The sequence below is a fragment of the Mycolicibacterium rhodesiae genome, assembly GCF_002086695.1.
In the GTDB taxonomy this organism is placed as follows: domain Bacteria; phylum Actinomycetota; class Actinomycetes; order Mycobacteriales; family Mycobacteriaceae; genus Mycobacterium; species Mycobacterium rhodesiae.
The window spans coordinates 51,329-76,857 of the sequence record NZ_MVIH01000017.1 but is presented as its reverse complement, the minus strand read 5'-3'; the positions used below and the strand labels follow the sequence as shown (position 1 = coordinate 76,857).

The 25,529-nt window shown below is 68.0% G+C and carries 28 protein-coding genes, 1 tRNA gene and 1 other RNA gene; 18 read left to right on the top strand and 12 right to left on the bottom strand.

Annotated elements, in window-relative coordinates; all coding sequences use genetic code 11:
• Nucleotide 1 precedes the first annotated feature (1 nt).
• Both BST42_RS24620 and aceE read right to left on the bottom strand, forming a co-directional pair.
• Nucleotides 2–1,285 carry a PucR family transcriptional regulator gene (locus BST42_RS24620; protein ID WP_083121932.1) on the bottom strand — a complete coding sequence of 428 codons (1,284 nt, stop codon included), beginning with the start codon at nucleotides 1,283–1,285 and terminating at the stop codon, nucleotides 2–4.
• A gap of 66 nt (nucleotides 1,286–1,351) precedes the next feature.
• Nucleotides 1,352–4,141 carry a pyruvate dehydrogenase (acetyl-transferring), homodimeric type gene (gene aceE / locus BST42_RS24615; protein ID WP_083121931.1) on the bottom strand — a complete coding sequence of 930 codons (2,790 nt, stop codon included), beginning with the start codon at nucleotides 4,139–4,141 and terminating at the stop codon, nucleotides 1,352–1,354.
• 148 nt (nucleotides 4,142–4,289) lie between these two features.
• Here aceE and BST42_RS24610 point away from each other — a divergent pair, with 148 nt between their 5' ends.
• The 6 genes from BST42_RS24610 to BST42_RS24585 all read left to right on the top strand — a co-directional run bounded on the left by BST42_RS24610 (nucleotide 4,290) and on the right by BST42_RS24585 (nucleotide 6,979).
• On the top strand, nucleotides 4,290–4,859 hold the full coding sequence (locus BST42_RS24610) for an Rv2240c family protein (protein ID WP_237159585.1): 570 nt from the start codon (nucleotides 4,290–4,292) through the stop codon (nucleotides 4,857–4,859).
• Between the two features lie 84 nt (nucleotides 4,860–4,943).
• Nucleotides 4,944–5,372 carry a DUF3052 domain-containing protein gene (locus tag BST42_RS24605; RefSeq protein WP_083121930.1) on the top strand — a complete coding sequence of 143 codons (429 nt, stop codon included), beginning with the start codon at nucleotides 4,944–4,946 and terminating at the stop codon, nucleotides 5,370–5,372.
• Entirely contained in the window at nucleotides 5,369–5,827 is a 459-nt protein-coding gene (locus BST42_RS24600) for a peroxiredoxin (protein WP_083121929.1), read from the top strand. The genes BST42_RS24605 and BST42_RS24600 overlap by 4 nt, the downstream gene beginning before the upstream one ends.
• A gap of 13 nt (nucleotides 5,828–5,840) precedes the next feature.
• Nucleotides 5,841–5,915: transfer RNA gene (locus tag BST42_RS24595), tRNA-Val, on the top strand.
• Between the two features lie 23 nt (nucleotides 5,916–5,938).
• Nucleotides 5,939–6,319 carry a VOC family protein gene (locus BST42_RS24590; RefSeq protein WP_083121928.1) on the top strand — a complete coding sequence of 127 codons (381 nt, stop codon included), beginning with the start codon at nucleotides 5,939–5,941 and terminating at the stop codon, nucleotides 6,317–6,319.
• Nucleotides 6,320–6,379: 60 nt separating this feature from the next.
• The gene (locus tag BST42_RS24585; protein ID WP_083121959.1) at nucleotides 6,380–6,979 is read left to right on the top strand and encodes a hypothetical protein; all 600 of its coding nucleotides are present in this window, start codon (nucleotides 6,380–6,382) and stop codon (nucleotides 6,977–6,979) included.
• Here BST42_RS24585 and BST42_RS24580 read toward each other — a convergent pair.
• Nucleotides 6,963–7,640 (bottom strand): FadR/GntR family transcriptional regulator, encoded by a 678-nt coding sequence (locus BST42_RS24580; protein ID WP_083121927.1) that lies wholly within the window; start codon nucleotides 7,638–7,640, stop codon nucleotides 6,963–6,965. The genes BST42_RS24585 and BST42_RS24580 overlap by 17 nt on opposite strands.
• Nucleotides 7,641–7,707: 67 nt before the next feature.
• On the opposite strand from BST42_RS24580, the gene BST42_RS24575 reads away from it, so the two are divergent.
• The 3 genes from BST42_RS24575 to BST42_RS24565 all read left to right on the top strand — a co-directional run bounded on the left by BST42_RS24575 (nucleotide 7,708) and on the right by BST42_RS24565 (nucleotide 11,265).
• The gene (locus BST42_RS24575) at nucleotides 7,708–8,907 is read left to right on the top strand and encodes a CynX/NimT family MFS transporter (protein WP_083121958.1); all 1,200 of its coding nucleotides are present in this window, start codon (nucleotides 7,708–7,710) and stop codon (nucleotides 8,905–8,907) included.
• Nucleotides 8,908–8,919: 12 nt separating this feature from the next.
• Complete coding sequence (locus BST42_RS24570; protein WP_264048508.1) at nucleotides 8,920–9,885, top strand: NAD(P)H-dependent flavin oxidoreductase; 966 nt, start codon at nucleotides 8,920–8,922, stop codon at nucleotides 9,883–9,885.
• Nucleotides 9,886–9,996: 111 nt separating this feature from the next.
• Entirely contained in the window at nucleotides 9,997–11,265 is a 1,269-nt protein-coding gene (locus BST42_RS24565; protein WP_083121956.1) for a cytochrome P450, read from the top strand.
• 30 nt (nucleotides 11,266–11,295) lie between these two features.
• On the opposite strand, the gene BST42_RS24560 is transcribed toward BST42_RS24565, so the two are convergent.
• Together BST42_RS24560 and BST42_RS24555 are read right to left on the bottom strand one after the other, a co-directional pair.
• Entirely contained in the window at nucleotides 11,296–11,532 is a 237-nt protein-coding gene (locus BST42_RS24560; RefSeq protein ID WP_110918756.1) for a hypothetical protein, read from the bottom strand.
• 16 nt (nucleotides 11,533–11,548) lie between these two features.
• Nucleotides 11,549–12,313, bottom strand: coding sequence for a DUF2306 domain-containing protein (locus BST42_RS24555; protein WP_083121926.1), 765 nt, complete (start codon nucleotides 12,311–12,313; stop codon nucleotides 11,549–11,551).
• A gap of 54 nt (nucleotides 12,314–12,367) precedes the next feature.
• On the opposite strand from BST42_RS24555, the gene BST42_RS24550 reads away from it, so the two are divergent.
• The 3 genes from BST42_RS24550 to BST42_RS24540 all read left to right on the top strand — a co-directional run bounded on the left by BST42_RS24550 (nucleotide 12,368) and on the right by BST42_RS24540 (nucleotide 14,964).
• Entirely contained in the window at nucleotides 12,368–13,063 is a 696-nt protein-coding gene (locus tag BST42_RS24550; RefSeq protein WP_083121925.1) for a TetR/AcrR family transcriptional regulator, read from the top strand.
• A 62-nt stretch (nucleotides 13,064–13,125) separates the two neighbouring features.
• Nucleotides 13,126–14,568, top strand: coding sequence for a glycoside hydrolase family 183 protein (locus BST42_RS24545; RefSeq protein WP_083121924.1), 1,443 nt, complete (start codon nucleotides 13,126–13,128; stop codon nucleotides 14,566–14,568).
• Nucleotides 14,569–14,706: 138 nt separating this feature from the next.
• Nucleotides 14,707–14,964, top strand: coding sequence for a hypothetical protein (locus tag BST42_RS24540; protein ID WP_083121923.1), 258 nt, complete (start codon nucleotides 14,707–14,709; stop codon nucleotides 14,962–14,964).
• On the opposite strand, the gene BST42_RS24535 is transcribed toward BST42_RS24540, so the two are convergent.
• From BST42_RS24535 to BST42_RS24525, 3 genes are read right to left on the bottom strand one after another with little or no spacing between them, the layout of a single operon-like run.
• Nucleotides 14,955–15,356 (bottom strand): VOC family protein, encoded by a 402-nt coding sequence (locus BST42_RS24535; RefSeq protein ID WP_083121922.1) that lies wholly within the window; start codon nucleotides 15,354–15,356, stop codon nucleotides 14,955–14,957. The genes BST42_RS24540 and BST42_RS24535 overlap by 10 nt on opposite strands.
• 23 nt (nucleotides 15,357–15,379) lie before the next feature.
• Nucleotides 15,380–17,089 (bottom strand): amidohydrolase, encoded by a 1,710-nt coding sequence (locus tag BST42_RS24530; RefSeq protein ID WP_083121921.1) that lies wholly within the window; start codon nucleotides 17,087–17,089, stop codon nucleotides 15,380–15,382.
• A gap of 17 nt (nucleotides 17,090–17,106) precedes the next feature.
• Nucleotides 17,107–17,922 carry an oxygenase MpaB family protein gene (locus tag BST42_RS24525; protein ID WP_083121954.1) on the bottom strand — a complete coding sequence of 272 codons (816 nt, stop codon included), beginning with the start codon at nucleotides 17,920–17,922 and terminating at the stop codon, nucleotides 17,107–17,109.
• 45 nt (nucleotides 17,923–17,967) lie between these two features.
• Between BST42_RS24525 and BST42_RS24520 the strand changes: the two genes are divergently transcribed.
• Nucleotides 17,968–18,930, top strand: coding sequence for a cobalamin biosynthesis protein (locus BST42_RS24520; protein ID WP_083121920.1), 963 nt, complete (start codon nucleotides 17,968–17,970; stop codon nucleotides 18,928–18,930).
• Here BST42_RS24520 and BST42_RS24515 read toward each other — a convergent pair.
• The 3 genes from BST42_RS24515 to BST42_RS24505 are packed head-to-tail and all read right to left on the bottom strand — an operon-like array spanning nucleotide 18,884 to nucleotide 20,860.
• Nucleotides 18,884–19,702, bottom strand: a complete 819-nt coding sequence (locus BST42_RS24515) for an SURF1 family cytochrome oxidase biogenesis protein (protein ID WP_083121919.1) — start codon at nucleotides 19,700–19,702, stop codon at nucleotides 18,884–18,886. The genes BST42_RS24520 and BST42_RS24515 overlap by 47 nt on opposite strands.
• On the bottom strand, nucleotides 19,702–20,196 hold the full coding sequence (locus BST42_RS24510; protein ID WP_083121918.1) for a low molecular weight protein-tyrosine-phosphatase: 495 nt from the start codon (nucleotides 20,194–20,196) through the stop codon (nucleotides 19,702–19,704). Before BST42_RS24510 ends, BST42_RS24515 begins: the two co-directional genes overlap by 1 nt.
• Nucleotides 20,189–20,860 (bottom strand): HAD-IA family hydrolase, encoded by a 672-nt coding sequence (locus tag BST42_RS24505; protein WP_083121917.1) that lies wholly within the window; start codon nucleotides 20,858–20,860, stop codon nucleotides 20,189–20,191. Before BST42_RS24505 ends, BST42_RS24510 begins: the two co-directional genes overlap by 8 nt.
• A gap of 44 nt (nucleotides 20,861–20,904) precedes the next feature.
• Between BST42_RS24505 and BST42_RS24500 the strand changes: the two genes are divergently transcribed.
• Genes BST42_RS24500 through BST42_RS24490 form a run of 3 tightly spaced genes read left to right on the top strand, consistent with a single transcriptional unit; the run spans nucleotide 20,905 to nucleotide 23,869 of the window.
• On the top strand, nucleotides 20,905–22,053 hold the full coding sequence (locus BST42_RS24500) for a Nif3-like dinuclear metal center hexameric protein (protein ID WP_083121953.1): 1,149 nt from the start codon (nucleotides 20,905–20,907) through the stop codon (nucleotides 22,051–22,053).
• A complete protein-coding gene (locus tag BST42_RS24495) occupies nucleotides 22,050–22,781 on the top strand; it encodes a zinc ribbon domain-containing protein (protein WP_083121916.1) in 732 nt (243 codons plus the stop codon). Before BST42_RS24500 ends, BST42_RS24495 begins: the two co-directional genes overlap by 4 nt.
• 2 nt (nucleotides 22,782–22,783) lie before the next feature.
• Complete coding sequence (locus tag BST42_RS24490) at nucleotides 22,784–23,869, top strand: bifunctional RNase H/acid phosphatase (RefSeq protein WP_083121915.1); 1,086 nt, start codon at nucleotides 22,784–22,786, stop codon at nucleotides 23,867–23,869.
• A gap of 1 nt (nucleotide 23,870) precedes the next feature.
• Here the strand turns inward: BST42_RS24490 and BST42_RS24485 are convergent, their stop codons facing one another.
• A complete protein-coding gene (locus BST42_RS24485; protein WP_083121914.1) occupies nucleotides 23,871–24,440 on the bottom strand; it encodes a type II toxin-antitoxin system RelB family anti-toxin in 570 nt (189 codons plus the stop codon).
• Nucleotides 24,441–24,488: 48 nt separating this feature from the next.
• On the opposite strand from BST42_RS24485, the gene BST42_RS24480 reads away from it, so the two are divergent.
• Both BST42_RS24480 and rnpB read left to right on the top strand, forming a co-directional pair.
• Nucleotides 24,489–25,109 carry an SAM-dependent methyltransferase gene (locus BST42_RS24480; RefSeq protein ID WP_207569569.1) on the top strand — a complete coding sequence of 207 codons (621 nt, stop codon included), beginning with the start codon at nucleotides 24,489–24,491 and terminating at the stop codon, nucleotides 25,107–25,109.
• Between the two features lie 19 nt (nucleotides 25,110–25,128).
• An RNA gene (rnpB, locus tag BST42_RS24475) (RNase P RNA component class A) lies at nucleotides 25,129–25,528 on the top strand.
• Nucleotide 25,529 lies beyond the last annotated feature (1 nt).

Below are 25,529 nucleotides of genomic sequence, written 5' to 3'. Positions count from 1 at the left end.
ATCAGGCGTTGCCCGCACTTCCGACCAACGGCGCTGTGAGTTGTGCGACAGAACTGTTTGCCAAGGTGTTGGGGGGCGCAGGATAGCCCAGCCGTCCCACTGTGGAAGCCACCCGCAGGACGTACGCGTCGCGCGGCAGGGTGGGATCGCGGCCGGTGAAGTCGGCGATCCGCTTGAGTCGGTAGCGGACCGTGTTTGGATGAACGAACAATTTTCTGGCGCAAGCTTCGATCGCGCCGCCGCTGTCGAGGTAGGCGTCGAGGGTCTCCGACAGCGCCGGTCCGGCGTCGGCCAGGGGTCGCATGATCTCGGTGTGGAGCGCCGCAACGGCCGAGGCGTCACCGAGAAGGGCTCGCTCAGGCAGCAATTCGCGCGCCAACACCGGACGCGGCGCGCCGGTCCACCCGACGACGGCGTTCATCCCCGAGATGGCCTCGCGTGCGCTGTGGTAGGCCGCGGTGAGCATGGGCGCGGTCGGCCCGATCACCACCGGGCTGTCGGAGAAGGCGTTGATCAGGTCTTTGAAGAACTTGTCGGTGGGCCCGAGCGGACCGGAGATGATCCCGATCAGCCAGGTGCCGTGCACGTCGGCGAGGGCCGCCCGGTTGTGCCGTGCGGCGATCTCGCGGACGTCCTCGCTGGCCAACTCCTCCCGGCCGGGTGGCGGGGTGCCGACCACCACCGTTGCCGGCGCGGTGGTGTCCCAGTTCAGTGCAGCCGCCCGGGACAACAGTTCCTGGCCGGTGTCACCGCGGACGACGGCGTCGACGACGCTGGCCTCCATCCGGCTGTCCCAGGACCCGCGGGCCTCGGCGGCGTCGGCGTAGGAGGCTGCCGCGGCGAACGCCAGGTCCCGGCTGTAGCGCAGGATGCCGACCGCCAGCGCGGTGCGCTGCTCGTCGTTGCGGCCCAGTGCGGGGACCGCGATCTCGAAGTACTGCATGCTGACCCGAACCATGTCGACGGTCTGGGCCAGCGCGATCCGGCGGGTCAGGTCCTGGGGGACCAGGGCGAACGCGTCGGCTGTGTAGCCCACATTGCTGAGCGGGTTGCGGATCCACTCGGCGAAGTTGACCACCGCGGTCTGCAGGACCAGCTGGACGCTGGCACGCTGCGAGGCTTCCAGTTCGCCGAAGAACGGCAGGTGCTCGTGCATGGCCTGCACGGCCTGGGTGGCCAGCCGGCCGGAATACTGCTTGAGCCGGCGCAGCGTGGAATCCGGCACGTTCTCGAGCAGCTCCAGGGCCGACGGCGGCAGAGGCTCCTGGAGCGGGTTGTCACTCACCCCTAAAAGCTACGCCGCTTTTCTGGATGTTCCCACCAAATGCCCGGCGTCACGGCCTAGGCAGGCCTACGCGCTGCCGGTGTCCACGAACGAGACCTCCGCGGCCATCACATCGTCGATCCGGTACTCGCGCGCCGCGGCGATCGCGACCGACGGGTCGATCTGGCCGTCGCGGGCCAGTGCCTCCAGCACCGCCACCACCACTGATTCGGCGTCGGTGTTGAAGTACCTGCGAGCGGCAGGCCTCGTGTCGGAGAAGCCGAACCCGTCGGTGCCCAGCGTGACGTAGGTGTTGGGCACCCACGGGCGGATCTGCTCGGGGACCGCACGCATCCAGTCCGACACCGCGACGGCGGGGCCGGCGGTTTCGGCCAGCGCCTGCGTGACGTAGGGCGTCTGGGCGGGACGGTCCGGATGGCGCAGGAGTTCCTTCTCCACCGCCACGCCGTCGCGGTTGAGCTCACCCCAGCTGGTCACCGACCAGACGTCGGCCGCGACATCCCAGCGCTCCGAGAGCATGTCGGCGGCCCGCAGGGCTTCAGGCATCGCCACCCCGGACGCCAGGATCTGCGCGACGTTGGAACGTGACTCTTGCGCTTTCCGATATCGGTACATGCCGCGCAACAAGCCCTCGGGGTCGAAGTGCTCCGGCTCCGCGGGCTGGGCGTACGGCTCGTTGTAGATCGTCATGTAGAAGTAGACGTTCTCCGGGTCCTCGCCGAACATCCGGGCCAGGCCGCTTTCCACGATGTAGGCGATCTCGTAGGCGAACGCCGGGTCGTAGGCCACCACCGCGGGGTTGGTCGAGGCCAGCAGCAGCGAGTGCCCGTCGGCGTGCTGTAGGCCCTCGCCGGTCAGCGTGGTGCGCCCGGCGGTCGCGCCGAGCACGAATCCGCGGGCCATCTGATCGGCGGCCGCCCACAGCCCGTCTCCGGTGCGCTGGAACCCGAACATCGAGTAGAAGATGTAGATCGGGATCATCGGCTCGTTGTGGGTGGCGTACGAGGTGCCGACTGCGGTGAACGACGCCGTCGAGCCGGCCTCGTTGATGCCCTCGTGCAGGATCTGGCCGACTTCACTTTCCTTGTAGGCCAGCATCAACTCGGCGTCGACGGCGGTGTACAGCTGCCCGTTGCGGTTGTAGATCTTCAGGCTCGGGAACCAGGAGTCCATGCCGAAGGTGCGCGCCTCGTCGGGGATGATGGGGACGATTCGATGCCCGATGTTCTTGTCCCGCAACAATTCTTTGAACGTGCGCACGGTGGCCATCGTGGTCGCCACCTGTTGCTGGCCGGACCCCTTCTTGAGTGCCTTGTACACATCGCGGGGTGGCAGGGTCAGCACCTTGGCCTTGGTGCGGCGTTCGGGCAGGAAGCCGCCGAGGGCCCGGCGCCGGTCGATGAGGTAGCGGATCTCCGGCGCCTCGGGCCCGGGGTGGTAGTACGGCGGCAGGTACGGGTTCTCTTCGAGCTGCTCGTCCGACACCGGGATGCGGATGGCGTCGCGGAAGTCCCGAAGATCCTGCAGCGCAAGCTTTTTCATCTGGTGGGTGGCGTTGCGGCCCTGGAAGTGAGCACCCAGTGAGTAACCCTTGATGGTCTTGGCCAGGATCACCGTGGGCTGGCCCTTGTGCTCCATCGCCGCCCGGTAGGCCGCGTAGACCTTGCGGTAATCGTGACCGCCGCGCTTGAGGTTCCAGATCTCGCTGTCGCTCATGTCGGCCACCAGCGCCTTGGTCCGCGGGTCGCGGCCGAAGAAGTGGTCGCGCACGTAGGCGCCGTCGTTTGCCTTGTAGGTCTGGTAGTCGCCGTCGGGGGTGGTGTTCATCAGGTTCACCAGCGCGCCGTCCTTGTCGGCGTGCAGCAGCGCATCCCACTCGCGGCCCCACACCACCTTGATGACGTTCCAGCCGGCGCCGCGGAAGAAGGACTCGAGTTCCTGGATGATCTTGCCGTTGCCGCGCACGGGGCCGTCGAGGCGCTGCAGGTTGCAGTTCACCACGAACGTCAGGTTGTCCAGACCCTCGTTGGCGGCGACCTGGATCAGGCCGCGGCTCTCCGGCTCGTCCATCTCGCCGTCGCCGAGGAACGCCCACACGTGCTGATCGGAGGTGTCCTTGATGCCCCGGTCAGCCAGGTAGTGGTTGAACCGAGCCTGATAGATGGCGTTCATCGGGCCGAGGCCCATCGACACCGTCGGGAATTCCCAGAAGTCGGGCATGAGCCGCGGGTGCGGATAGGACGGCAGGCCGCCGCCGGGATGGCTGTGTTCCTGGCGGAAGCCGTCGAGTTGGTCGGCGGTGAGCCGGCCCTCGAGGAACGCGCGCGCATAAATCCCCGGAGACGCGTGGCCCTGGATGAAGATCTGGTCGCCGCCGCCCGGGTGGGCCTTGCCGCGGAAGAAGTGGTTGAAGCCGACCTCGTACAGCGCGGCCGACGACGCATAGGTGGAGATGTGGCCGCCCACGCCGACGCCGGGGCGCTGCGCGCGGTGCACCATGATCGCGGCATTCCACCGGATCCAGGCGCGGTAGCGGCGCTCGACGTCCTCGTCGCCGGGGAACCAGGGCTCCAGCTCGGTGGGAATGGTGTTGACGTAGTCGGTGGAGGTCAACGCCGGGATCGCGACCCGCTGCTCGCCGGCGCGTTCCAGCAATCGCAGCATCAGGTAGCGCGCGCGGGCCGGGCCCGAACGGGCCAGCAGGTCGTCGAACGACTCCAGCCACTCTGAGGTCTCCTCGGCGTCGATATCGGGCAGATACGACGCGACGCCTTCGCGGATCACCCGTACTCGATCGGAATCGCTTGGGCTGCTTGAGTTTTGGGCCAGATCGTGGCGCGCGAACTCGGTGGTCAACTTCAGCTCCTTAGTAGGAGGTGCAGGTTTTGCACCGTCCGCCTCCTATCGTGCCGCAATCGAGGCAGTACCGACGAGTAGTCAACCCAGGGGTTGGTGAATTCTTCGCGGCGCGCCGAGGGGAGCTCGTACCCGGTAACCTGCCGGGGTGCTGATCAGACATGCGCGCGAGCTCCGGATCGGCGGGCTGCTGGCGGGCAGTGCGGCGGCCGTGCTCGCCGGCGTGGTGGGCTGCACCAGCGTGACCGGCGGTGAGCCGTCGGCCAACCGGCGCGACGCCCCGGCATTCCGGACCTCGATGTCGGTGTCGGTCTCGGAGTCGGCCGCCTCGTCCAGCGCCCGGGAGTCCGAACGGCAGGCCTCGCTGACCACTCAGGCGATGCACGACACCTGCGAGACGCTGTCCACCTCCAGCGCCGACGCGATCGACGCGGTCAACGCCTACGTGAGCGCGTTCAACCAGGCCACACCCGACCTCGCGGCGACAGAAGGGCCGGCGGTCGACGCGCTCAACAAGAGCGCCGACGCCGTCGCCGCCAGCGTCACCGACGCGATCCCGGCCGAGCTGAAGGCCGCGTTCAAGGATTGGGTCGACGGCGCACATGCCACTGCCAGCGCAATCACCGGACACGCAGGTCCGTCAGAGTTCAACACGACCATCCAGAGCCTCAACGACACCAGGTCGAACGCGTTGAGCCTGTGCGACGCGACGTATTGATTCCCACCGCAAGGCGAGTAATCGTGGTGGTCGTGCGACGATAGGGCCTAGACAGCCGACCCAGATATCTAGGAGGTTCCGACCGTGGTCGCGGAGGGTGGCCCCCCGAACTACGCCCAGAAGCTGGGCATCGAGAAAGACCAGGTCGTGCAGGAGCTGGGCTGGGACGAGGACACCGACGACGACATCAGGCTCGACGTCGAGGACGCCAGCGGCGGGGAATTGCTCGACGAGGATGCCGACGAGGTCGTCGACGTGGTCCTGCTGTGGTGGCGGGACGGCGACGGTGACCTGGTGGATCGGCTGATGGATGCGATCGCGCCGCTGGCCGACGACGGCATCATCTGGGTGGTGACGCCCAAGACCGGTAAGCCCGGCCATGTGCAGCCCGCCGAGATCGCCGAATCGGCGCCCACCGCGGGATTGATGCAGACGTCCTCGGCCAACCTGGGGGACTGGATCGCCAGCCGGCTGGTGCAGCCGAAGTCGAAGGCGGCCGGGAGACACTCGTGACAGTTGGGGTCGGAGTGCAAGCCCCTGACTTCACGCTCAAAGACCAGAACGGTCAGCCTGTCACGCTCAGTGATTTTCGCGGCGGCAAAAGTGTGCTGCTGGTGTTCTTCCCGCTTGCCTTCACCGGAATCTGCCAGGGTGAGCTCGACTACGTTCGCGACCATCTGGACGAGTTCGCCAACGACGACACCGCCACGTTGACGATCTCCGTCGGCCCGCCGCCCACGCACAAGGTCTGGGCCACGCAGAGCAAGTTCTCCTTCCCGGTGCTGTCCGACTTCTGGCCGCACGGCGCGGTGGCGCAGGCGTACGGGGTGTTCAACGCGAGCACCGGCTTCGCCAACCGCGGGACCTTCATGATCAACCGCGACGGCGTCATCCGGTTCGCGGACTGCAAGGAGCCGGGCGAGGCGCGCGATCCGTCGGTTTGGACGCAGGCGCTGGCCGCCGTGTAACCTGCCCGGGCACGGGCGCGTAGCTCAGTGGTAGAGCTCTGGTTTTACACACCAGCGGTCGGCGGTTCGATACCGTCCGCGCCCACCAAGAATTTCCGTAGCATCCGCATCATGCGGCTCGACCACGTGGTGCTGTGGACCAAGGACGCGGAAGTCGCGATGGACTTCTACACCCGCGTCGTGGGGCTCGAGCCGGTTCGCTTCGACGAGTTCCGCAGCGGCGACGCGCCGTTCCCCAGCGTGCGGGTCTCGGCCGACTCGATCATCGACCTGTCGCCGGACGAGGGCGGTGCCCAACCCCGCGTCAACCACGTATGCCTGGCGATGAGCAAGGCCGAGTACGACGCGCTCATTGACCGTCTGCAGGCCGAGGGGATCGACACCAGCGACCGACTGGCGCCGACGTACGGCGCCCGGGGCTGGGGACCGGAAGGCATGTACTTCCCGGATCCGGACGGCAATGTCATCGAGGCCCGCTACTACGACCACTAGATGTTCGGGACGCCGAAGTTCGGCCATATACGGTTGCGGTCGGGAAAGGAGATCGGACGTATGTGGATCGCTCCAAGGACTGCGGCCGTCGCCGGCGCCGTCGTGGCATTGGCGACGTTGGCGACAGGCTGTAGCGGCAAGTCGAGTTCGCCGACGCACGCGTCGGGCTCGTCATCATCGGCCGCAAGTAGTGCCGCGGCGCCGGCCTCGGGCCAGCCGGCCGATTACACGAAACTGTTGATCAAAGCGACAGACATCGAGGCGCCGATGACCTTCACGGCTGCGCCGCCGGTGTCGAACCCGGATGGCCGGCCAGGCGCAGCGATCACGTTCAGCGGTCCGGAGAATTCCCGGGTCATCACTGACACCGTCTTGGTCTTCGCGGATCCTGCCGCCGCGACCGATGCCCTCAATTCAGCCAAGAACGCGCTCGGCGGCTCGGTGAACGGGACGCCCAAGCCCGTCGACGTCGGCACTGGAGGCACGAAAGTCGAAGGTAATACTCCCGACAAGTCCAGGGGGAAGACGGTGTTGCTCTTCACCGAGGGCAGAGCCTTCGTCACGATCGACTTCGACGCGCCCGCCGAGTTGTTCCCGCCGCCGGAATTCGTGACTCAGCTGGGTCAAAAACAAGACGCCGCAATCAAGAACGGTCTGTAGCGGCCAGAAGCTCACCGATGAGATCGTCGAGGAACTGACCGGCTTCGGCTCCGGCCTGCTCGGCGTCGCCTTCGGCAATGGCGTCGACCAGTCCGGCGTGGCCGACGTGCGGGTCCATCGTGCTGGTGATGGCAACACTGTCGGTGACTGCCTCGGTCAATCCGCGGTACAGCTCGATGAGCACCGCGTTGTGCGATGCGCGGACAACCGCGAAATGCAATTGCGCGTCGGCCCGGGAGAATTCGGCCCGATCGGCACCGCTACGTAGAGCATCGCGCCGGGCCAGCAATTCCCGAAGCTCGGCCAGGTCGTCGTCGGTGCGGGCAGTGGCGGCCAGTCGCGCCCCCTCGACCTCGAGGCACCGCCGCACCTGCAGCACCTCACGTAGCTTCGACCCGCACATCCGGCTCAGGGCGCCGGAGATCTCGCTGGTGGCCCGAACGTAGGTTCCGTCGCCGCGACGGACTTCGAGGATGCCGCTATGGGACAGCGCGCGAACTGCTTCCCGCACGGTGTTGCGGCCGACGCCGAGCTCCGTCGCCAAGTTCGGCTCGGTGGGGATCCGCGTTCCGACCGGCCATTCGCCCGAGGTGATCGACTGGTGCAGCTGGTCGATGGCGTGGTCGACCAGGCCGGAGGGGCGCGCGGCGGCTAACGGCATCAGAAACCTTTTCATCCGATCATGGGATGTATGACACGATAGCGCGGTGAGCCGTTATGAGCACGACCTGAGCCTCGAACTGGACGGCGCGTGCGAAGTGCGCCCCGCCGGGCGGGTCGCCGGCGGCGTGGTCCTGATCGTCGCGGTCGTGCTCACCGCGCTCAACTTGCGCCCGGCGGTCACCAGCGTCGGGCCGGTGCTCGGCGACATGCAGCGCGCCCTCGGTGCGTCCGCGGTGTGGGCCGGCGTGCTGACCACGCTGCCCGGATTGTGCTTCGCCGGAGCGGGATTGGCGTCCGCGGCGCTGTCCCGCCGGTTCGGCCTCGGCCGATCCATCAGCCTGGCCCTGGCCACACTGATCGTCGGCCTGCTGGTCCGCGTTCTCGACGGACCGTATGTGGTGATCGGCGGAACCCTGGTCGCGACCGCGGGTATCGCCGTTATCAACGTGTTGATTCCGGTGGTGATCAAGCAGTCGTTCCCCGCCCGGCTCGGGCTGATGACCGGCATCTACACCGCGGCCTTGCAGGGCGGCGGCGCGCTGGGCTCCGCCGTCACCCCGCCTCTGGAGAACATCTCCGGGGGATGGCGCCCCGCGTTGAGCGCCTGGGCCGCGCTGGCCGTGGTGGCGTTGGTGGTGTGGCTGATCGCCGCGCGCCGCGTCGAGAGTCCTGCCGACTCCACCGAGTCCGGCGGCCGCCGCTCACTGATCCGCAATCCCTTGGCATGGACGGTGACCCTGTTCTTCGGAACCCAGTCGATGCTGGCCTACATCATGATGGGTTGGCTGCCCGAAGTGTTCATCGACAGCGGGGTGAGCAAGACCTCGGCCGGTCTGCTCGTCGGGCTGCTCTCGGTGATCGCCGTGCCGATCAGTCTCGTCCTCGCGCCGATGGCGGCGCGCGCCACCCACCAGAGCGGCTGGATCGCGGGCCTCGGGGCGTGCGGTTTCGCCGGTGTCGTCGGGTTGCTGATCGCGCCGGACTTCAGCCCGCTGCTGTGGAGTGTGCTGGTCGGCATCGGCATGAGCGTGTTCTCGTTGGCGCTGACCGTGATTGCGTTGCGGGCGCGCACACCAGAGGACACCGTGCAGCTCTCAGCCATGGCGCAGGGTTTCGGATACCTGCTGGCCGGCATCGGCCCGTTCCTGTTCGGCACGCTCCATGACCTGACCGGTGGCTGGACGGTGCCGTGGATCATGGTGCTGGGTGTGTACGTGGTGCAGATGACGCTGGGTGTGCTGGCCGGTCGCAACCGCTACGTGTAGAGGAGATGCGCAGTGCTGTCGACGGATTGGTCGCGGTCGTTGGGTCTTGACGTGCCGATCGTCAACGCCCCGATGGGTGGTGCCGCCGGTGGCGCACTGGCGGCCGCGGTGTCCGACGCCGGCGGGCTCGGCATGATCGGGATGGGAAGTTCGGCGACCGCCGAGAAGCTCGCCGCGGAACTTCCGCATGTGGCAAACCTGAAACGGCCCTTCGGGATTGGCTTGGTCGACTGGGTGGCGGCCGGACAGCCGGACCTGCTCGACACCGCGCTGGCCGCCCGCCCGGCACTGCTGTGCGTCAGCTTCGGCGACCGGTGGGAGTGGGTGAGTCGTGCGCACCAGGCAGGCGCGCTCGCCGCAACCCAGGTGCCCGACCTGCGCACCGCTCAGCGTGCAGTCGACGCCGGCGTCGATGTGGTGGTCGCCCGAGGTAACGAAGGCGGCGGACACGGCCAGCCCCTCATCGGCACGTTGCCGTTGCTCACCGAACTGCTCGACCACCTGACGGTTCCGGTGCTGGCGGCCGGTGGGATCTCGTCGGGCCGTGGGTTGGCCGCCGTGCTGGCGGCGGGCGCGTCGGCGGCGTGGCTGGGGACCGCCTTCACGGCATGCCCCGAGTCGCTGCTGTCCGACGCGACGCGCAACCAGTTGTTGGCAGCCAACGGAACCGACACCGTGACCACCCGGGTATTCGACATCGCGCTCGGCTACGCGTGGCCGCCATCGCTTCCGGAACGGGTGTTGCGCAACGACTTCAGTGACCGCTGGGGCGGTCACGAGGAGTCCCTCGATGCTGACGCCGCAGCGGAGGTCGCCCAGGCCATCGCCGCCGAGGACTTCACCCGCTCGCCGATCAACGCCGGCCAGGGCGTCGGAGCGCTGAGCGCTGTCCGGACTGCCGCCGATGTGATCGGCCTGCTGAGTGGCGAAGCTGCCGAGCTGCTGTCCCGGTGGGCTGTGACGGACCGTAGTCGTTGACTGAGCTCGGGCCGATCGGTAGGGTCCGAACAAAAGTTTGGTTTAGGTCGGTCATGCCAAGATGCCGAGATCAAATCGGTTGCCTAACCAGTGAATTGAGGAGTCGTTGTGGTGACCGATTTCGACGTGGTGGATTTCTTCACCGACCAATCGCTGGTCCCTGACCCGTATCCCTACTTCGACCATCTGCGGGCGAAATGCCCGGTGGCCCCGGCCACGGCCTTCAACGTGCTGGCCGTTACCGGATACGACGCCGCAGTGAGTGTGTACCGGAACCCGGCGTTCTCGTCGTGCGTCTCGGTGTCGGGACCGTTCTCCGGCATGCCCATCACTCCGGGCGAGAGCGACGACGTATCGGAGTTGATCGAGCTGCACGGCGCCAGTGCGCCGATGTCCGAGCACATCGCGCTGCAAGATCCCCCGCGGCACACCCGCACCCGCAGCCTGATGAACACACTGCTCACACCTAAGCGCCTCAAAGAGAACGAAGACTTCATGTGGCGGCTGGCCGATCAGCAGCTGGACACCTTCCTGGCCAAGGGTGAGTGCGAATTCCTGACCGACTACGCAAAACCGTTCTCGCTGTTGGTCATCGCCGATCTGCTGGGTGTACCGGCAGAAGATCACGAAGAGTTCAGGCGGGTCTTCGCCGATCAGATCGTCGGCGAGGTCGGCAAGGACGCGCCGACATCCCACAATCCGCTGGAATGGCTGAACGAAAGGTTCTACCGCTACCTCGACGAACGCCGGCGCGCCCCGCGCGAGGACGTGCTCACCGGACTGGCGCTGGCCACATACGAGGACGGGTCGACACCCGATCTCGACGACGTGGTGAACCTGTCGACGTTCCTGTTCGCCGCCGGTAGCGAGACCACGACGAAGCTGGTCAGCTCCGCGGTCCGGTTCATCGGCGACAACCCGGGTTGCGAAGAGGCGTTGCGCCACGACCGCAGCAAGATTCCGGCGTTCCTCGAAGAGACGCTGCGAATGGAGAGTCCGGTCAAGGCGCACTTCCGAATGGCGCGCACCACCACCATGATCGGCGACGTGACGGTCCCTGCCGGAACGGTCGTGATGCTGCTGCCGGGGGCGAGCAACCGGGACGCCAACAAGTTCGAGAACCCGCACGAGTTCCGCGCCGACCGGCCGAATGTCCGCGAACACATCGCGTTCATCCGCGGAGTGCACTCCTGTCCCGGCGCACCGCTGGCCCGCGCGGAAGGCCGGATCTCGCTGAACCGGATCCTCGATCGCATGACCGGCATCACGATCTCGGAAACCGACCACGGCCCCGCCGGCAACCGGCACTACAGCTACGAGCCGACGTTCATCATGCGCGGGCTCAGCGAACTGCACATCACCTTCGAGGAGAACCGATGACCGAAAGCTGGCCCGCTCGAGCGTCGGGGGTTACGGCGCGTAGCAGCGTTCGTCGTTGTTGACGTTGATCCAGCAGTTGGGGCTGATGAAGTGCGCGTTGGGGCCGGGCACATTCAGGACGCAGTTGGGGCCGTCCAGGTGATAGCCGATGCCGCAGCCATCGGCTGCGCTTGCGGTGGGGGCGAAGCTCAGGCCGAGGGCCAGCGCGCCGGCGGCGGCGACGCTGGCGAAAAGTCCTGTGGCTCGCTTGGAGATCTGTGCAGTCATCGTGTCCTCCGAGTTGTCAGTTCTGTGGTGTGTGGTCTGCTCTGGTTGAGCGAGGCTCGACACGAATCGTGCGCTCGGCAACATCGCTCGTCTGTCCGTCGAGCGGATGGTGAGCGGGACGAATTGTGGATCCACCGATCGGGGGACGCGGGGTCGCGCGGCGGTTGAGCCACCGTCGAACGGCGACAAACGGGATCGTCCAGCCCAGCCACGCGCCGAGTCCGGCGACACACCACAGATAGTGTTCGTCTCTGAGGTGAAAAATGCTGTCCTGCAACGGCTTCAGTGTGACGAACAGCGCGGGTGTCCACATCCGGTTGGTGATGATGGACAGCGCCAGGGTGGCGCTGAGGATCATGTGCCTGCGGTGCGCGCCGAACCTGCGTCGCCGCGCGGCCAGATATCCGTTGATCGTGAACCACAGCCAGAGAGTGGCCAGGACGACGTTACTGACGGCGAGGAACGGCCCGAACGGGGTCAGCGCGCCGATGATGAGCGCGCAGACCGCCGCCGGGATGGCGGTGACCACATAGACGCGACCGCACCGGCGGTGCAGAGCCGGGCGCCGGGCGCGCAGTCCGGGCCAGATCTGGGCCAGAGCCGTCAGCATCGCGACGGCGGCGAACATCACGTGGGAGACCAACAACGGATAGTGCAGTGTGAACGTGGCCGGGACGCGGGTGTGGCCGGTGAAGTAGGGCGGCAGCGAGAAGGCGAGGAATGCCAGTGCCACCGCGACGAGCGCGGCGGGCAACCGAGGATGACGCTTTGCGTATGTCATACGCAAAGCGTACGGTATACGCATTCGTGATCTGCGTCGTTTACGCTGACTGCGATGCCCGACGACACCATCCCCGAAGCGCTCGCGGTGCTGTGGCGAGATCCGGCGCCGACCCGACGATCCGGCGGACTCCGCCGCGAGCGCATCGTCGCCCAGGCGATCGAGATGGCTGATGCCGACGGCCTCGCTGCCCTCTCGATGGCCAAACTCGCGCAACGACTGGGCTGCGGCACCATGTCGCTCTACCGGCACGTCGCCAACAAGGATCAGCTGATCGCGTTCATGCTCTCCGCCGCCCCCGGACCACCGCCGGCACCGCCGCGCGGGACGGATTGGCGCACGGCCCTTGATGGCTGGGCACGGGGATTATGGGATGTCTACCACCGGCACCCGTGGATTCTGCCGGCGTCGGCGGCCGGGCCGCCCGTCGACCCGGGACAGTTGGCGTGGCTCGATGCGGGCCTGGCCGCGCTGGCCGGCACGGGCATGAGCGAGCGCGACAAGCTGGCCGGTGTGTTGGCGGTGCTGCACTTCGTCCGGGGTGCGGCGGCGCTTGCCATCGAGGCGCCCACCGATGTCGACGGTCCCGACTATCCCCGGATGTTGCGCACCGTCGTGGACGGGGATCGGTTCCCTGCGTTGGCATCCGCGTTGGACGCGGGCGCCTTCGACGACGGTGACGAGAGCCAGATCGACGCATTCCGGTCCGGATTGGCCCAACTTCTCGACGGCTTGAGTCTGAAACTCTGAGTAAATCCCCCCACTGGGAGGCCGACCGGCAAATACTGGACGGGCAATGACAGGGGGGCGCCATGCGTACAGCGGCGTATATCGGGGGAATCGGCGGCTTCGCCGTGGCGCTGGGTGTCGGCGCCGCAGTCACGGCGGGCTGCGGCGTCGCCTCAGCCGACTCGGCGGAGTCCGCATCTTCGGCCACGCACTCGTCGTCGGCCACCCGCTCAACCATCGGTCATACCCCGAGAACGAAACCCAACGCCATCGTGTCGGGACGACAGAAATCTTTGCCCGCCAAGCCGACTCGGGCCGTCATGACGCGGGCGAGCGCCACATCAGCAGCAGTCGCCACATCGCCGGTCACCGCCAAGGTCGGCTGGGTGACCGGACCCAACACCGTCACCCCCGGCAGATTCGGCGTCTACGGCACCGACGTCGGCATCATGTGGGACAACGGCATGGCCGGGGACCGGCGTCAGGTGCTGATGATCTTCGGCGACACCTTCAGCGGCCCCAACATGACCGGCAACTGGCGCTCCAACGTACTGCTGCGCACCACTGATCCGATCAACCGTGTGTTCGCGCCGGGCTCGACCACCGACCCGTTGGCCGGATCACCGCTGGCCTCGCCGGGGATGTCCAAGCAAGTGATCGCCGGCAGCGCCCGCAATCTGGGTCCGTTCGGCTCGCAGGTCACGGTCATTCCGACCGCCGCCATCTCGGTGCCGTACGACAACCAGTACGGCGCACGGCAATACGTCAACTTCATGTCGGTGCGGTCATGGGATTTCGCCGGCGCCTGGACCACCAACTACTCCGCGATCGCCTACTCCGACGACAACGGTCAGAACTGGACGGTGGCGCCGCAGACGGTCCGGGCCGCGAGCTGGCTGCGCTCGTCCACCCCATTCGTCTACGGAAATCAGAACTTTCAGCAGGGCGCCTTCGTGAAGCCGCCCGCGGATTCGCCGGATGCGGGCTACGTGTTCTCCTACGGCACCCCGTCGGGTCGGCTCGGCTCGGCCTATCTGTCGCGGGTCAGTGAGGCCGACATCCTCGACCTGACGAAATACCAGTACTGGAATGGCACCGACTGGGTGACGGGCAAGCCCGGCGCGGCGGTACCCATCCTGCCGACCACCCGCAGCAACCAGTACGCCGGTGGAATCCTGGGCCAGCTGGGCCTGTTCTTCGGCGGCTGGGTATCGGGTGTCTTCGGAGTGGGCGGCCCCAGCGGGCACGTCAGCGAGCTGTCGGTGCAGTACAACACGTACTTGAACAAGTACGTCGCGATGTACTCGAGCAGCGTTGGCAGCGTGATCATCCGCACCGCCGACACCCCGCAGGGCACCTGGTCGGCACCCACCACGCTGGTGACCTCGACGCAGTATCCGGGGCTCTACGCGCCGATGATGGACCCGTGGTCCACCGGCCAGGATATCTACTGGAACATGTCGGTCTGGGGCAGCTACAACGTGCTGCTGATGAAGACGACGCTGACCCCGCCGGTGTCTGTCTAGCGCCGAAGTCCCCTGATCGGAGGACATCGGAATGATCCGCCCATGGGTCCGCTCGGCGGACAGACAGCCCGGTGACGACGGCCGATAGTTACGCGAAGAAGTCCGGCAAGGACTTTGACGAGCGTAAGGAGTCAGTCGATGAACAGGTTCGCTGTCGTTACCGCGGTCGGCGCCGCCCTGATCGCGGGCACGCTGACCATGGCCGGCCCGGCCAGTGCCGCAGCCGGCCACGCATCGGCCGGCCATACCTCCGCCGATACGGGGCACGTTGGTGCGGAGTTGCCGATCGCTCCGATCGGGACCGCCGATTCGGGCCGCGTGGGGCTGGAGTTGCCGATCGCTCCGATCGGGACCGCCGGTTCAGGACGGGTCCCGATGACGCCCGTTCAGCCCTGAGCGGGTGGCGCAAAGAACTCCAGTGTGATGCCGTCGGGATCGCGGAAGCTCAGCCCGGAACCGTAGTGCGCGTCCACGATTCCGCCGTGACTGATGCCCAGCTCGTCGAGGCGGGCTTCCCAGCGCTCGAGGTCGGCGCGCTCCGCGCAGCCGAATCCGACATGATCCAGGCCGACGTTGTGCTCGCTGAACGGCTGATCCGACGGGGCGGTGGTGTGTTGGTGCACCCCGAACAGGGTGCCGTTGTCCAGCAGGAACACTGCATGGTGGAAGCCGGCGTCGGTGTCCTCGTCGAGCACCGGATCCGAACCGATGAGCGCTCGGTACCAGGGCACGCTCACTGACAGGTCACGCACCGTGACCGCGACGTGGGCAAGAGCGGGAAACGACATGGGACAGCCCTTCTGATGGTGGTCTAACAACACGTATGACGGGGGTGGTCCATCAAATGTTCATGCGGACCCGGATCGGTGCCGCTCACCGCGCCGACGAACGCGCCCAGGTCGATACGCTCGCCGCTCAGCCAGGTGCCGATCACCCCGGCCTTGACGGCCAGGTCGGCGGGGTCCACCGCGTACGGGTCGGCGGCCAGCTCCACGAAATCGGCGAGCTTACTCACCTCGAGCGAGCCGATCAGATTGTCGCGGTGCAGCGTCCGGGCGGCGTTGATGGTGTGGGCGCGCAAGGCGTGGTCGAGGCTGATGCATTGTTCGGCGCCGTGAACGGTGCCGGCCCGGGTCCGTCGGGTCACCGCGGTCTGGATGTTGAGCACCGGGGTCGGCGGCGACACCGATCCGTCGTTGTGCAGCGAGACCACCGCGCCCGAGGCCACCGCGTCGGCGAAGGCTCCCCACCGGCTGCCGTGCTCGTGGTCGAAGATCTGCCCGTCCAGCAGATCACCCCAGTAGTAGTACTGGAACGGCGCCATCGAGACGTGCACGCCGAGGCGGGCTGCCCGGTCGAACTGCTTTCGGGTGCCCGCCGCGAGATGCTCCAGACGCCAACGGTGGTCGCTGCCTTGAAGATTGTGGCGACGCAGTGCGGCCTCATAGGCGTCCAGCGCCAAGTCGATGGCGAGATCGCCGTTGGCGTGAAAGGCCATCTGCCAGCCGCTGGGAGCTGCGATGTCCAGGACGGCGTCGAGCTGCTCGCGGGAGTAGTTCATCGACTGCGGACCGCCGGCCACCGCCGGGTCGATGCCGGCGGTCCTGGTCGCCTCGGTGCTCAGATAGGGAAAAGAGATCGCGATGTTGCCGATCCACGGCGATCCGTCGGTCCACAGTTTGACGCCCTGCTTGACCAGGAGTTGCTCGCCGACGCTGAAGCTTTCGACGTTGTTGTAGGTGTCGGTGGTCGACATCTCCCACATGCTCACCCGCAGCGGGCAGGACGGCGCCGTCGCGAGGGTCTCGTAGGCGCCCTTGAACTTCGGGTCGTAGGTCATGTCGGAGGTCGAGGTGTAGCCGCCGCGGGACATCCAGGCGTAATACTCGGCGGCACTGACCAGGGGGTTGCCCAGCGTCGCCAGGATCGGGCCGGCGATGGCGAGCAGCGCGGCCGTCTCGAACCCTTGACCGTTGAGGCTGCCGTCGGGATTTCGGCCGAAGTGGGCGCCGACCGGGTCGGCCGGTGGATTGACGTCCCATCCTCGCTGCCGCATCACCGCGGTGTTGAAGTACACCCCGTGGCCGGAATTGTCGGTGACCACGGCGAGTCGCTCGCCGAAGATCCGGTCGAGCTCGGGAGCTTTCGGGGAGGGACGCTTGTGCAGCAGTGCGTCGAAGCCGGCGAACAACAGCGGGGTGGCCGGGTCGGTGGTGGCGAGCGCATCGGCGAAGATCTTCTCGACGTCCTGCCAGGTCGGTGCGTCCCACGGTGCGATCGAGCGGGCGGGCGGCTGGGTGGCGATACCGCTCATCACCGGATGGCTGTGCGGTTCAACGAATCCCGGTAGCAGTGCGGCCGCACCGGTGTCGATCACCTCGGCGTCCGGGCACGTTGCCTGGCACTGCGCCAACGACCCGACCGCCGCGATCATCCCGTCGGTGACGGCGACGGCCTCCGCGCGCGGCTGGTCCGGATCCATCGTGATGACCGTTGCGGCGGTGAGGATTCTGCTGGACATGTGACCCCTTGCTGGTATCAGACGATCCGCTGTCCCCGGCGCGCCCTGGCTCGCATGTCCCAGAGATAGAACTGATAACCGAGAATCCAGGCTTGGTGCGGGATCAGGCGGTCGGCGAGGCGCAGCGCGGCGAGCAGCCATTCGAAGCGACGCTGCTGTCCGGCGCTCCACGGTAGCCGCATCATCGTCCGGAATTCGGTTGGCAGGAAGCCGACGGTGGCGAACAGGTTGAACCGTCCTAGTGTCTCCCGGATCGGAAACGGCATGAATGCCATTCCCGCAACCCCTTTCAGATGCTCGCGGACCGGCGGGTCGATGGACAAATCGTCCAGCGACCGCTTCCAGTACTCGTCGAAGGCGGCGCGGTCGGCCGGCCACATACCCTCACGCACCTGCAGTGTGGTGCCGAGCCGGCTCGCGTCGGCATACACCGCGTCGGCCGCGGCGTCGTCGAGCGGGCCGTAGAGAAACTCGTGCTGGTCGACGTAGTAGCGGTACAGGCAGGCCGCCACCCACAGCTGCAACTTCGGATCGAAGGCGCGGTAGGACACCGGGCTCGACGCGGTGGAACGGACCTTGGCGTGCGCGGTATCCACCGCCGAGCGGATCAGGGCTCGGTCCGCGTCGGTGCCGATGGTGGCCGCCGCGAGATAGGTGCCCGTGGTGCGGGCCCGCTTGATCGGATGCTTGTAGACGTTGCCGCTGTCCACCGGGCTCTCCAGGACGCCATAGCCGACGCCGGGGTGTGCCAGCTGCATGATGACGTTGGCGGCGGGCGCGAGCACCGCAGCCGGGTTGAGCAAGTCCGAGACCCGCGTCGGGGTTCGCGTCATCGCGGCCTCACCCCCGCAGTACATCACGTGTGAGAGAGTGCCGGGGTGTTTGCGCGCAGACGGTACCGCGGTGTCGGCATCCTGACGGCTCAGCTGGCGGATCTGGCTTTCGGCGACCCCGTCCACGGCCATCCGGTGGCGGGGTTCGGTTGGTGTGCAGCCGCACTCGAGAAGCTGACCTACCGCGACAGCCGGGTGGCGGGCGCGGTGCACACCGGTGTGCTGCTGGGCGGGCTGGCCGTGGCAGGCACGCTGGTGCAGCGCGGTACCCGCGGCCCCGTGCTGGCGGCCGTGACCGCCGCCGCCACCTGGGCGTCACTCGGCGGTACGACGCTGGGCCGGACCGGCGACAAACTGGCCGACCTGCTGGCCGCCGGCGATATCGACGGGGCCCGGGCCCTGCTGCCGTCGCTGTGCGGACGCGACCCGTCGGCACTGGACACCGACGGGTTGGCCCGGGCGGCTCTGGAGTCGGTGGCCGAGAACACCTCTGACGCGCACGTCGCCCCGTTGCTCTGGGCGGCGGCCGGGGGGGTGCCGGGGGTGCTGGTGTACCGCGGAGTCAACACACTGGATGCGATGATCGGGCATCGCTCGCCCCGATATACCCGATTCGGTTGGGCGGCAGCACGTCTGGATGACATCGCGAACTTCGCGGCAGCGCGGGTGGCCGGCGTGCTGGTGGTGGTGTGCGCACCACTCGTCGGCGGTTCGCCCGCCGGGGCGCTGCAGGCGTGGCGCCGCGACGCCGCCCGGCATCCCAGCCCGAATGCCGGTGTGGTGGAAGCGACGTTCGCCGGAGCACTGGGCGTGCGCCTCGGCGGCCCCACCCAGTACCACCATCAGCTGGAGATCCGCCCGACGCTCGGCGTGGGGCGCGTTCCGGGCATCGAGGATCTACGCCGCTCGGTGCGCTTGTCCCGGGACGTTCAGCTTGCCGCCGCCGCGCTCGCGGTCGGCCTCACTGCCGTCGGCCGTACCGGTCGGCGAGCTTGTCCTCGACGGTGACCGGTGCGGATTGGTTCTGGGCCGCTGAAGCTTTTTCCCGGCGGCGGGCCTTGACCTCCGAATAGGCGAAGTAGCCCAGCCCGATCGGGGCGACGATACCGAACGCGATCCACTGGATGCCGTACGACAGGAACGGTCCGGCATCCAGGTGCGGCAGCTCCGCGATGCCGAGGCCGCCCGGCTGGTTCTCCACCAACTGCAGATACGAGCCCGCCACCGGCACCCCGGTGGTCGTGCCGGCCAGCTTGGTGTCGATCGCGTAGAGCTGGGTGAAGCCGCCTTCTTTGAACGGTGGCTTGTCCGGCGGCGCGGTCTCCGAATCGCGCAGCCGCGCAGTGATACTGACCGTGCCGGTCGGCACCGGTGCGATGTCGGGCACTTTGGAGCCCTGGACGGCGAGCACGTACCCGCGGTCGACCAGAACCGTCGGACCGCCGTCGACGGTGAACGGCACCAGCACCTCGAACGCCGGCGCACCACCGACCACCCGCAGCCGGGCGAGCACCTCGGCGGACGGGACGTAGCGCCCGGTCGCGGTGACCCGCCGCCACTGATGATCGGGTGCCGACGAATCCTGGTGCGGCAGAAACGTTGTCACCGGAACCGGCTCAGCGTTGAGTGAGGAGGCGATCTGATTGTTCTCGCGCGATGTCTTGGTGTTCTTGCCCAGCTGCCACGGCGCCAGCACGGTGAAGCAGAGGTAGGCGAACGCGACGACCACCAGCGCCAGGGCAATCCAGCCCGGGCGCAGCAGGAACGTCCAGCGCTTCATCAGCCGGTCAAACCCTCCCCGGCCAGCCGCCGGTCGACCCAGGCGTGCAGACCCGGCAGGGCCGCATCGATGACGGTGAACGTCTCCTCGAAGTCCGTGGGGCCGCCGTAGTACGGGTCGTCGACGTCGTCGGCATGCGCACCTGAGCGGGGGTCGAACGAGCGCAACAGCCGCACCCGCTCTGGTTCCACGCCGAGGTGGGTCAGCATCCGCAGGTGATTGCGCCCGAGCGCGACCACCAGATCGGCGCCCAGGTGGTCGTCGCTCACCTGCGCCGCGCTGTGCTCGGTCGGATAGCCGTGCTCACGCAGGACGGTGTTGGCCCGTTCGTCGGCCGGATCGCCGGCATGCCAGTCGCCGGTACCGCCGCTGGTCACCCTGACCAGGTGACCCAGACCACGCTGCTCGATCTGGTGGGCGAACATCTTCTCGGCCATCGGCGAGCGGCAGATGTTGCCCGAACAGACGAACGTGACATGCAAGAGCTCAGACACCGAGCACCTCGCGCAACGCCGTCACGGTCGGAACATGAGCGGCCGCGGCCTGCGCCAGGTGCGGTTCGCGGAAGTCCTCGGCGCCGTAGCCCCAGCCCACCACAACCGTGTCGATGCCGTGCTCGGCGGCGCCTTCCACGTCGTGGGCGCGGTCGCCGACCATGATCACCCGCTCGGGCAACGGCTGGAGCTGACCCAGCGCATGGGCGAGCACGTCGGCCTTGCTGGAGCGAGCCCCGTCGACGCTGGCACCGGCGATCACATCGAAGTACTCGGCCAGCTCGAAGTGCTCGAGGATCCGCTGTGCCGTCGGCTCGGCCTTGGAGGTGGCCACCGCAAGGCGCACCCCAGCCGCCCGCAGGTCGGCCAGGAGCTGCGGAATCCCGTCGAACAGGCTGTTCATCGCCCAGCCCCGGCTGGTGTAGTCGGCCCGGTAGGCCGCGATCGCCTCGTGGGCGCGCTCGCCGAGGCCGAGTCCGCCCAGCGTCTGATGCATCGGCGGCCCGACGATCCGGCCGGTCAGATCGCCGCCGGGCGCCTCGGCCCTGACGGCGGCCAGCGCATGCCGGAAGCTGGCCACGATGCCCTCTGCCGAGTCGGTCAGGGTGCCGTCGAGATCGAAGATCACCAACTGCGGGCGGGTGTCGGAAGCCGTGCTCGTCACCGGTCCATTGTGGCCGATCGCTGCGCACTACTGTTCTTGGCGTGGTGGAGCACACGGCGAAGGGCGTCGAACTGGCCGAGATCATCGCCGTGCTCGACGACGCCTACCCGCCCGGTCTCGCGCAGAGCTGGGACTCCGTCGGCCTGGTGTGCGGCGATCCCGACGACGTCGTCGACTCGGTGACGGTGGCCGTGGACGCCACCGCCGAGGTCGCCGCGACAGTTGGTCCGCGGGGGTTGCTGCTGGCGCACCATCCGTTGCTGCTGCGCGGAGTGGACACCGTGGCGGCCAGCACGCCCAAGGGTGGGCTGATCCACCAGCTCATCCGGGCCGGTGCCGCCTTGTTCACCGCACACACCAACGCCGACTCGGCGAATCCAGGAGTATCCGATGCGCTGGCCGAGGTCCTGGGGCTGACCGTCGACGGCGTGCTGGACCCGATCAGCGTGGGCTCCGACATCGACAAGTGGGTGATCTTCGTCCCGACCGCCGATGCGAACGCCGTCCGCGACGCCGTGTTCGCCGCCGGTGCGGGCCACCTCGGCGACTATTCGCACTGCAGCTGGAGCGTGGCGGGCGCCGGGCAGTTCCTGCCGCTCGACGGGGCCGCGCCCGCCATCGGATCGACCGGGTCCCTCGAGCGGGTGGCCGAGGACCGCGTCGAGGTGGTGGCCCCGGCCCGGCTGCGAGCCCAGGTGCTTGCCGCTGTTCGCGCGTCCCACCCGTACGAGGAACCGGCGTTCGACGTGCTGCCGTTGGCCGCCCTGCCGACCGGGGTGGGCATCGGCCGGATCGGGACGCTGGCCGAACCGCTGCGCTTCGCCGATTTCGTAGCCCGGGTCGGGGCGGTACTGCCACAGACGACGTGGGGAGTCCGGGCAGCGGGGGATCCGGATGCCCCGGTGACCCGGGTGGCGGTGTGCGGTGGCGCCGGCGACTCACTGCTGAGCGCGGCGGCCGCCGCCGGAGTGGACGCCTACGTCACCGCCGACCTGCGTCACCATCCCGCCGACGAGCACCTCCGTGGCAGCGACGTCGCGCTGGTCGATGTCGCGCACTGGGCCAGCGAATTTCCGTGGTGCGCGCAGGCCGCCGCGGTGCTGCACGACCATTTCGGGGCGGCGCTCCCAGTCCGGGTCTGCGACCTGCGCACCGATCCGTGGAACATCGAATCACCGAAAGGCATTTCGTGAAAGCTGAACTGGCACAGCAACGGTCGCTTCTGGAGCTGGCCGAGCTGGATGCCGAGTCGGGGCGGCTGGCCCATCGGGCGGCCAACCTGGGAGAGCAGCAGGAGTACGACACCGCCCTCGGTGAGCAGCGGGCGTCCGCGGACCGGCTGGCCGCCCTGGCGATCGCGATCGAGGACATCGACGGCCAGGTGGCCCGATTCGAGTCCGAGATCGACGGTGTGCGCCAGCGCGAGGACCGCGACCGCAAACTCCTCGATTCCGGCACCGTCAACCCCAAGCAGCTCGAAGAACTGCAGCACGAACTCGAGACGCTGGAGCGCAGGCAGGCCAGCCTGGAGGATTCGCTGCTCGAGGTGATGGAACGGCGCGAACAACTGGTCGGCGAGCAATCCGAGGAACAGGCGAAAGCCGGTGCGCTGCAGGCCAATCTGACCACTGCCGGACACAATCGCGACGAAGCGCTGTCGGATATCGAACGGATGCGCAGCCAGCGCCAGGCCCAGCGTGACGCGATCGTGGCCGGGCTCGACCCCGGCCTGGCCGCGCTCTACGAGCGGCAGCGGACCACATCGGGCGTCGGTGCCGCTCGGCTGCAGGGCCGCCGGTGCGGAGCCTGCCGCATCGAATTGGATCGCGGTGAGCTGGCCAGGATTTCGGCGGCGCCGGAGGACGAGGTGATCCGCTGCCCCGAGTGTCAGGCGATCCTGCTGCGGATCGGCGGGGCGTAGCCGTGCGCGTTCTCATCGAGGCCGATGGCGGCTCCCGGGGCAACCCCGGGCCCGCGGGCTACGGCTGCGTCGTGTGGTCGGCGGACCATCAGAGCGTGCTGGCCGAGCACGGCCAGGCGATCGGCATCACCACCAACAATGTCGCCGAATACCGCGGGCTCATCGCAGGCCTGGAGGAGGCCCGCCGCCTCGGCGCCGACGAGGTCGTCGTCTCGATGGATTCGAAACTCGTCGTCGAGCAGATGTCCGGGCGCTGGAAGGTCAAGCACGCCGCGATGGCCGAGCTGCACCAGCAGGCGCGCGCGCTGGCCTCGACGTTCGATTCGGTTTCCTACCAATGGATTCCGCGCGAACAGAACTCCTACGCCGATCGGTTGGCCAACGAGGCCATGGATCGCGAACAACAGGGAACCGTGGCCGATCCGCCTGCCGGTGCGGTCGCCGTGCCGCCCGCGGCGTGGACCGGCAACCAGGGTGCTCCGACCCGCATGCTGCTGCTGCGGCACGGACAAACCGAATTCTCCCGGCAGCGAAGGTATTCCGGCCGTGGCAACCCTGAACTCACCGACACGGGCCGGCGTCAGGCCGACGCCGCGGCGAGCTACCTGGCGGCCGCTGGCGGCGTCGACATGGTGATCAGCTCGCCGTTGCAGCGCGCCTACGACACCGCGTCGGCCGCTGCCACGGCGCTGGGCCTGACAGTGACGGTCGACGATGACCTGATCGAGACGGACTTCGGTGCCTGGGAAGGGCTGACGTTCGCCGAGGCCAGGGAGCGCGACCCGGACCTGCACGGCCGTTGGCTGCGGGACACGGGTCTGCGCCCGCCGGACGGAGAGAGCTTCGTCGACGTCGAGGAACGGATTCAGCGGGTCCGCACCCGCATCATCGCCGAGCATCCCGGTGCCACCGTGCTGGTGGTCTCGCACGTGACGCCGATCAAGACGCTGCTGCGGCTGGCGCTCGACGCCGGGCCCAGCATCCTGCACCGATTGCACCTCGACCTCGCGTCGCTGAGCATCGCCGAGTTCTATCCCGACGGCGGCGCCTCGGTACGGCTGGTCAACCAGACGTCGTATCTGGCCTGAGCTAATCCCGCATGTGCACGCGTTCGCCGTGCGGGCCGAACAGGACGATCGCCTCCACCGGACCGTCGACGGCGCCGAACCAATGCGGCGTCCAGGTGCTGAACTCGACGGCCTCACCGGGCTCGATGACGAAATGCTGCTCGCCGAGGATCAGTTGCAGGCGTCCGGAGAGCACGTAAAGCCATTCCTGCCCTTCATGAGTGGGCAGTTGGGCCGGCGGGGTACGCCGTCGCGGGTTGATCCGGATCTTGAATGCCTGCGGGCCGCCCGCCCCGCCGTGGCGGGTCAGCGGCCAATACGTGACCAGATGTCTGGTGTGCGACGCCGCCCGAACCCGGGGGTCCGCGGCAGGTGGTGCGCCGAGCAATTCGTCGGCGCTGACCGACAGCGCCGCGGCCAGCCGGGGCAGGTGATCGAGGGCCAGCCGTCGCTTACCCGATTCCAGCCGACTCAGCGTCGAGACGTCGATACCGGCCCGCGACGCGACGTCCTCCAACGTCAGACCGAGCCGGCCGCGTAGCTCGCGCAGCCGCCTGCGCACCCGCACATCGACATCGTCGTTTGCCTGCATGGCAAATGACATTGCCAGAACCAGGACGGCACCGGCAAGCTGATGAGCATGACTGCTGATCACCACACCCACTGGGAATCGCGCTACGCGGAGAAGCCACGGATCTGGACTGGGCGCCCCAACGCGCGCCTCGCCGAAATCGTCGAACCGCTCACCGGTTCGCGCGCACTGGATCTGGGCTGTGGCGAGGGCGGCGACGCCATGTGGCTGGCCGAACACGGCTGGCACGTCGTCGCCGTCGACGTGTCCACCACCGCCCTGGCCCGCGCAGCCGAGGACGCGGCAGCGCGAGGAGTGGCCGACCGCATCGACTTTCAGCAGCACGACCTCACCAAGACGCTGCCCGACGGACCGTTCGATCTGGTGTCGGCACACTTCTTCCACACCACCCTCGAGATGGACCGGCCCGCAATCCTGCGTCGCGCGGCTGCGACCGTGGCGCCCGGCGGAACGCTGCTGATCGTCGATCACGGCGGAGCCCCGCCATGGGCACCGGAGGAGGTGCGCCACCACGAATTCCCGCCCGCCGAGGAGGTGCTCGCCGGCCTCGCGCTCGACGACACACAGTGGGAGACGGTCCGGCTCGGGCCGGCCGAGCGCGATGCGGTCGGGCCGGACGGTCAGCAGGGCCACCTCGTCGACAATGTGATCCAGCTGCGGCGCAAATAAGCTAGTTTGTTCAGGCGAACGAGTTGGCCGGGCGGCCGCGGCTCACCTTCGGAGTGAGTCGAGGAAAGTCCGGACTTCACAGAGCAGGGTGATTGCTAACGGCAATCCGAGGTGACTCGCGGGACAGTGCCACAGAAAACAGACCGCCGTCCGTCAGGACGGTAAGGGTGAAACGGTGCGGTAAGAGCGCACCAGCATCCCGGGTGACCGGGGTGGCTTGGTAAACCCCACCCGAAGCAAGGCCAAGAGGCCGCACCTGGTGCGGCTGCGCAGGCGATCGAGGGCTGCTCGCCCGAGCCTGCGGGTAGGCCGCTCGAGGTACCCGGCGACGGTGTACCCAGATGGATGGTCGCCACCGTCGCGCCCCGGTCAGCCGGGGCGGGGCGGGACAGAATCCGGCTTACAGGCCAACTCGTTCGC

What these genes read in the sequence shown, in the direction of transcription:
- BST42_RS24590 (WP_083121928.1), top strand. Translation starts at nt 5,939, where the DNA reads ATGCGGCTCGACCACGTGGTGCTGTGGACCAAGGACGCGGAAGTCGCG.
- BST42_RS24585 (WP_083121959.1), top strand. Translation starts at nt 6,380, where the DNA reads ATGTGGATCGCTCCAAGGACTGCGGCCGTCGCCGGCGCCGTCGTGGCA.
- BST42_RS24580 (WP_083121927.1), bottom strand. Translation starts at nt 7,640, where the DNA reads ATGCCGTTAGCCGCCGCGCGCCCCTCCGGCCTGGTCGACCACGCCATC.
- BST42_RS24560 (WP_110918756.1), bottom strand. Translation starts at nt 11,532, where the DNA reads ATGACTGCACAGATCTCCAAGCGAGCCACAGGACTTTTCGCCAGCGTC.
- BST42_RS24555 (WP_083121926.1), bottom strand. Translation starts at nt 12,313, where the DNA reads ATGACATACGCAAAGCGTCATCCTCGGTTGCCCGCCGCGCTCGTCGCG.
- BST42_RS24550 (WP_083121925.1), top strand. Translation starts at nt 12,368, where the DNA reads ATGCCCGACGACACCATCCCCGAAGCGCTCGCGGTGCTGTGGCGAGAT.
- BST42_RS24545 (WP_083121924.1), top strand. Translation starts at nt 13,126, where the DNA reads ATGCGTACAGCGGCGTATATCGGGGGAATCGGCGGCTTCGCCGTGGCG.
- BST42_RS24540 (WP_083121923.1), top strand. Translation starts at nt 14,707, where the DNA reads ATGAACAGGTTCGCTGTCGTTACCGCGGTCGGCGCCGCCCTGATCGCG.
- BST42_RS24535 (WP_083121922.1), bottom strand. Translation starts at nt 15,356, where the DNA reads ATGTCGTTTCCCGCTCTTGCCCACGTCGCGGTCACGGTGCGTGACCTG.
- BST42_RS24530 (WP_083121921.1), bottom strand. Translation starts at nt 17,089, where the DNA reads ATGTCCAGCAGAATCCTCACCGCCGCAACGGTCATCACGATGGATCCG.
- BST42_RS24525 (WP_083121954.1), bottom strand. Translation starts at nt 17,922, where the DNA reads ATGACGCGAACCCCGACGCGGGTCTCGGACTTGCTCAACCCGGCTGCG.
- BST42_RS24515 (WP_083121919.1), bottom strand. Translation starts at nt 19,702, where the DNA reads ATGAAGCGCTGGACGTTCCTGCTGCGCCCGGGCTGGATTGCCCTGGCG.
- BST42_RS24485 (WP_083121914.1), bottom strand. Translation starts at nt 24,440, where the DNA reads ATGCAGGCAAACGACGATGTCGATGTGCGGGTGCGCAGGCGGCTGCGC.
- BST42_RS24480 (WP_207569569.1), top strand. Translation starts at nt 24,489, where the DNA reads ATGACTGCTGATCACCACACCCACTGGGAATCGCGCTACGCGGAGAAG.